The organism is Bradyrhizobium sp. NAS96.2, assembly GCF_001908235.1.
Taxonomy (GTDB): Bacteria; Pseudomonadota; Alphaproteobacteria; order Rhizobiales; family Xanthobacteraceae; genus Bradyrhizobium.
On record NZ_LGHK01000321.1, the window covers coordinates 1 to 5,466 of the forward strand.

General features: G+C 65.1%; 5 protein-coding genes. 2 read left to right on the top strand and 3 right to left on the bottom strand.

Annotation, left to right across the window (positions count from 1 at the left end):
* Positions 1-178: 178 nt before the first annotated feature.
* The gene (locus AC628_RS40695; protein WP_050425846.1) at positions 179-1,357 is read right to left on the bottom strand and encodes an acetyl-CoA C-acetyltransferase; all 1,179 of its coding nucleotides are present in this window, start codon (positions 1,355-1,357) and stop codon (positions 179-181) included.
* Positions 1,358-1,670: 313 nt separating this feature from the next.
* Here AC628_RS40695 and phaR point away from each other — a divergent pair, with 313 nt between their 5' ends.
* On the top strand, positions 1,671-2,261 hold the full coding sequence (phaR, locus tag AC628_RS40700) for a polyhydroxyalkanoate synthesis repressor PhaR (RefSeq protein WP_050404779.1): 591 nt from the start codon (positions 1,671-1,673) through the stop codon (positions 2,259-2,261).
* 171 nt (positions 2,262-2,432) lie between these two features.
* On the opposite strand, the gene AC628_RS40705 is transcribed toward phaR, so the two are convergent.
* Positions 2,433-4,124: a putative bifunctional diguanylate cyclase/phosphodiesterase gene (locus tag AC628_RS40705; RefSeq protein ID WP_074132425.1), complete on the bottom strand. Its 1,692-nt coding sequence runs from the start codon at positions 4,122-4,124 to the stop codon at positions 2,433-2,435.
* A 219-nt stretch (positions 4,125-4,343) separates the two neighbouring features.
* Between AC628_RS40705 and AC628_RS40710 the strand changes: the two genes are divergently transcribed.
* Positions 4,344-4,628, top strand: coding sequence for a hypothetical protein (locus AC628_RS40710; RefSeq protein WP_074132427.1), 285 nt, complete (start codon positions 4,344-4,346; stop codon positions 4,626-4,628).
* 215 nt (positions 4,629-4,843) lie between these two features.
* Here the strand turns inward: AC628_RS40710 and AC628_RS40715 are convergent, their stop codons facing one another.
* Positions 4,844-5,314, bottom strand: a complete 471-nt coding sequence (locus tag AC628_RS40715; RefSeq protein WP_074132428.1) for a YybH family protein — start codon at positions 5,312-5,314, stop codon at positions 4,844-4,846.
* Between the last annotated feature and the right edge of the window lie 152 nt (positions 5,315-5,466).

Here is a 5,466-nt window from a genome sequence, read left to right on the forward strand (position 1 = left end):
CGTCGCGCTTCAGCTCCCTTTTGAGCATGATCCTTTCGGAAAACCGCTTCACACTTTTCCGGATCATGCTCGTGGAAAACAAAAATGCCCGGCGCAAAGCCGGGCATCTTTTCTATCAGTTCGCGTCGCGGTTGACAGATGATCTTTTCATCACCTAGCCGGCCTCGCTGCCTTTTGTTCAGTCGCGTGCAACGCACATAGCGATGCCCATGCCGCCGCCGATGCACAGCGTCGCGAGGCCCTTCTTGGCATCGCGCTTCTGCATCTCGTGCAGCAGCGTCACCAGCACGCGCGCACCCGACGCGCCGACCGGATGGCCGATCGCGATCGCGCCGCCATTGACGTTGACCTTGGCCGGATCCCAGCCGAGGTCCTTGTTGACCGCGCAGGCCTGCGCGGCGAACGCCTCGTTGGCCTCGATCAGGTCGAGGTCGGCGATGTTCCAGCCGGCCTTCTTCAGCGCCGCGCGCGAGGCGGGGATCGGACCGGTACCCATGATCTTGGGGTCGACGCCGGCCTGGCCCCACGAGACGATGCGGGCGAGCACCTTCTTGCCCTGCTTGGCGGCTTCCTTGGCGGTCATCAGCACGACGGCGGCGGCGCCGTCATTGATGCCCGAGGCGTTGCCGGCGGTCACGGTGCCGTCCTTCTCGAAGGCGGCGCGGAGCTTGGCCATCGCGTCGAGCGTGGCGCCATGGCGCGGATACTCGTCGGCGTCGACCACGATATCGCCCTTGCGGGACTTGATGGTGACCGGGACGATCTCGTCCTTGAACCTGCCGGCCTTCTGCGCCGCCTCGGCCTTGTTCTGCGAACCGACTGCGAACTCGTCCTGCTGCGAGCGGGTGATCTGGTACTGCTTGGCGACGTTCTCGGCGGTGTTGCCCATATGGTAGCCGTTGAAGGCGTCCCACAGGCCGTCCTTGATCATGGTGTCGATCAGCTCGAGGCCGCCCATCTTGACGCCGCCGCGCAGATATTGCGCATGCGGGGCCATGCTCATCGATTCCTGGCCGCCGGCCACGACGATCGAGGAATCGCCGTTGAGCAGCGCCTGGTAGCCGAGCGCCACCGTGCGCAGGCCCGAGCCGCAGAGCTGGTTGACGCCCCAGGCCGGGCTTTCCACCGGGATGCCGGCGGCGATCGAGGCCTGGCGGGCCGGGTTCTGGCCCTGCGCCGCGGTCAGGATCTGGCCCATGATGACTTCGGAGACCTGGCCACCTTCGACGCCGGCACGCTCCAGCGCCGCCTTGATGGCGATCGCGCCGAGGTCGTGGGCCGGCGTGGTGGCGAACGCGCCGTTGAAGCTGCCGACCGGGGTGCGGGCGGCGCTGACGATGACGACATCGTCTGACATGGACATCTCCTATGGGTTGTAGCTGGGTTTCTCGACGGCGGGCGGCCGGTTTGGCGGACCTGTCTCTTAACGACTATCCTGTAAAGCTCATTGAGCCATGTCAATCGAACTGTCGCGCAAATCGCGCCGCGGCGCACTCAAAATGACGCTCTTGGTACATTCCTGAGCAAATCCTATGCTTTGGAATTAACCGCACAGCACAAAACTGTAGCCGAACCGCTTTGAAAATGCTTACCTTTGCTGCGATGCGTTGCATTTTGCCCTGCGGCGATGCCGTGGGGTTCCAGGTTCTTCGGTGTTGAAGTGAGAGCCCATGGCAAAATCTGAACAACCGACCACGATCAAGAAATACGCGAACCGGCGGCTCTATAATACCGGTACGAGCACCTACGTGACGCTCGAGGATCTCGCGGCGATGGTAAAGGAAGGCGAGGATTTCCTCGTCTACGACGCGAAGACCGGCGACGACATCACCCGCTCCGTGCTCGCGCAAATCATCTTCGAGCAGGAGAACAAGGCCGGACAGAACCTGCTGCCGACCACGTTCCTGCGCCAGCTGATCCGGTTCTATGGCGACAGCATGCAGATGGTGGTGCCGAAGTATCTCGAGCAGTCGATCGAGACGCTGACCAAGGAACAGGAGAAATTCCGCAAGCAGATCGCGGGTGCCCTGAGCGGCACGCCGTTTGCGCCCTTGGAAGAACAGGTCCGCCGCAACATGGAGCTGTTCCAGCAGACCTTCTCGATGTTCAAGCCATTCGTGCCGCAGCGCGGCGGCACGGAGACCGAGAAGGTGCCGGAGCCGACACCTGACGACGGCAACATCGACGACCTGCGCCGCCAAATGAAGGACATGCAGGAACGCCTCGAGCGCATGTCGCAGCCGGCGAAGAAGGACGAGTAGGTTTTCGTTCTTGCGCGCGTACCTCACCGCATCGTCGTCCCGGCGAAAGCCGGGACCCAACCACCAATGCATGTTGCTTGAACGAGGCGTCTGCCAGATCGCCTCATTGATAAGCCGCGGCGTATGGGTCCCGGCTTTCGCCGGGACGACACCGTTAGCTGGGCGCAGTGATCAGCCCGTGGCGGGGACGGCCTTCTCTGCCGGTGCATTCCACGGCCGGTCCGGCGAGGCGAGGCCGATCAGGCGGCCCTGGATGAAGTCGCAGCCCCATTCGCGCAGCATCACGGCGGCTTCCTCGTCCTGCACCCATTCGGCGACCGTCTTGATCTCAAGCCGGCGCGCGAGATCGATCAGCGTCTGCACGAAGGCGCGGTCGTCCGCCGAGCGCACGATGTTCTGCACGAAGGCGCCGTCGATTTTGACAATATCGACGCCGAGCTTGCGCAGGTTGCGGAACGAGGTGTAGCCGGCGCCGAAATCGTCGATCGCGATCCGGCTGCCGAAATTCTTCAGCCGGGTGACGAAGCCTCGGACGTCGTCGATGTCCTGGATTGCGACCGTCTCGGTGATCTCGACGATCAGCCGCTCGCCGACGCCGGGATGCGCGCGCATCAAGGATTCGATAGTGGCCCACCAGTCCGGATCCATCGTGGTGTCGGGCGAGATGTTGAGGCTGAGCTGCACGCCGGGGGCTGCGGCGAGCTCGGCGATCGCAAGCTCCAGCACGCGATGATCGACCAGCCGGATCAGGCCGAGCCGTTCGGCGACCGGCACGATGTCGGGCGCCAGCAGCGCCCGGCCGTCGTCCTGCTCCATGCGGACCAGGCACTCGTAAAACGACGGCTGCCGCGAGCGCGCATCGACCACCGGCTCGAAGCCGATCACGATGCGGCGCTCGTTCAGCGCGGTGACGATCTCGTCAGTGACGCGGATGTTGACGCGGCGCTGCGCATCGCGCTCGACATTCGGCTTCCACAGCGCGAACGATCCGGCGCGGCGGCTCTTGGCGGCATCCAGCGTCTCCTGGGCGCGATTGACCGCCTCCTCCGCCGACTTCGCATGACGCGGGATGGTGACGGCGCCGATCGATGCCGTCACCGACACCGGGCCGGACTTGGTCGGCACCACCTCGTCGCGCACCGCGGCAAGGAAGCGCTCGGCCGCGACGTTGGTGTCGTCGACGGTGCAGTTACGCAGGATCAGACCGAACTTGTTGCCGGAGAAGCGGCCGAGCATGTCGCCGCTGCGCAGCCGGGCGCGGATCCGCTTTGCCACCTCGGCGATGACGGCGTCCGCGACATCGAAACCGAAGGCATCGTTGACGCGCGCCAGATGATCGATGCCGATCAGCATGAAGGCACAGGAGGTGCGGAAGCGGGCGCACTCCTCGATGCTCTCGGCGAGCGAGGCGATCAGATGGGTGCGGTTGAGCTCGCCCGTCAGCGGATCATGCCGCGACAGCTTCAACAGCTGCTGGTCGCGGGCGTGCCGCTCATTGTTGATGCGGACGACGCCCTGCACGCGCGCCGGCCTGCCGTCGGCGCCGGCAAACCAGCACCCGGTCTCCTCGATCCAGATCACCGGCGCCGAGGTGACGGCGCGCACGCCATACTCGATCCGGTAAGGCACCGGCTCCCCGCTCCGCGCCGGCGCGGTCTGGCCGAGCGCGTCGACGCGAATGCTGCGCGACGGCTCGATCAGCTTTGCGAGCTCACTGCCGCTTGCGAGCGCCGCGTCCGGGATATCAGGGAAGACCGTCGCCACATTGTCGCTCCAGGCGATCGCGTCGCTCGCCAGATCCCAGGCGAATGTCGCTTGGCCGAGCGAGGCGAGGATGCTGGCAGCTGGCGGGACAGGGGGCATCGAACATGTCTCGATTTGGGACGGCACCCGGTGATTCTACACGCTCTCAAGATAGTGGTTCCGGTGAATCCAACGCTAGGAGAAGTTGATAAATAATCTGGAAACCACGTTTTCGACTGCTGCGGAACGAACTGGGGATGGCGGGCATGACCCTTGCCATGAGGGTGTTGCAGAGGGACGCAACGTCCCAGACTATGACGCTCCAACGGGTCGCAGGCGATGCGCGATATCGATCAGTCAGAGGTCCTCGACGGCGAGTTCACCGACACCGCCGGGCCGACCAGCACGGCTCTGGTGCCGCTGGCCGTGACCACCCATTGGGCGCCCAAGATCCCGTTGCCCCACGGGGACCCTTCATTCCTGGCTCACCTGATCGCAACTGCCGCGCACGAACCGCAGACGCGCGGGCTGCGGCGTGGGTCATTGGCCGACGCGCAGACCGCCTACGGGCCGCACATCGACGAACGCCGCAGCGTGGCGCGGCGCACCCGCCAGATCATCTAAAGCGCGCTGAGATTAGGTTGAGCTGGAGCAGCGGCGGGGCTTCACCTCTCCCTTGGGAGAGGTCGGCGCGCAGCGCCGGGTGAGGGATTGCGGTCTCTCGTTAGCGCCGCGGCCCCTCACCCGATTTGCTGCGCAAATCGACCTCTCCCCGCTGGGGAGAGGTGAAACGAAGCCGTTGTCGAACCCATTCGATCCAAATCCATCATGCATAGCGATCAGTGGGCCTTGACCGGCCGGCTGCCGTGGCTGTCCTGCGGCACGCCGCGACGCAGCGACATGTGGGAATGGATGCCGAGCCAGCGCCCGTCAGCCTGACGCGCGAGAATGATGGTCGCCCGCCCTGGTCGGTCGAAGCGGCTGCCGTCCGGATTGAAGCCGGTGCTGGTCCACGGCGTGATCACGGTCGCCATGCGACCGTCGCTGCTGATCAGCACCTCAGTATGCGCGAGATCGAAGGCGAAATCCGCGGTGCGCGGCCAGACGTTGTCCCACTGCATCTCGGTCCAGCGCGCGCGGCCGTGGATCAGCTCCTGATAGGTGCCGAACGAGATGATGTGCGAATGCCAGAACGGACGGGCGGCGGCATAGTCGACCGCCCTGACGCAGGCGGCAAACCGTTCGAGCCAGTCGAAGATCGATCGGGTGGTCGTCGGATCGGCGATCGGAAGGGGCGTCTCTTCGCTCATGACCTCCCCCGGAAACGCTCTAGCGCTGCGGCGCGTCCGACGGCGGCTGGCCGCCCGGCTGCAAATCCGGCGAGGTGACGGTCGGCTTCGGCGCGGACTGATCGAGCAGCACGGATTCGGCGACGGACGTCGCCGAAGGAACGGGCGCGGCC

Coding starts and splice junctions, on each gene's coding strand:
- AC628_RS40695 (WP_050425846.1), bottom strand. CDS start 1,357: ATGTCAGACGATGTCGTCATCGTCAGCGCCGCCCGCACCCCGGTCGGC.
- AC628_RS40710 (WP_074132427.1), top strand. CDS start 4,344: ATGCGCGATATCGATCAGTCAGAGGTCCTCGACGGCGAGTTCACCGAC.
- phaR (WP_050404779.1), top strand. CDS start 1,671: ATGGCAAAATCTGAACAACCGACCACGATCAAGAAATACGCGAACCGG.
- AC628_RS40715 (WP_074132428.1), bottom strand. CDS start 5,314: ATGAGCGAAGAGACGCCCCTTCCGATCGCCGATCCGACGACCACCCGA.
- AC628_RS40705 (WP_074132425.1), bottom strand. CDS start 4,124: ATGCCCCCTGTCCCGCCAGCTGCCAGCATCCTCGCCTCGCTCGGCCAA.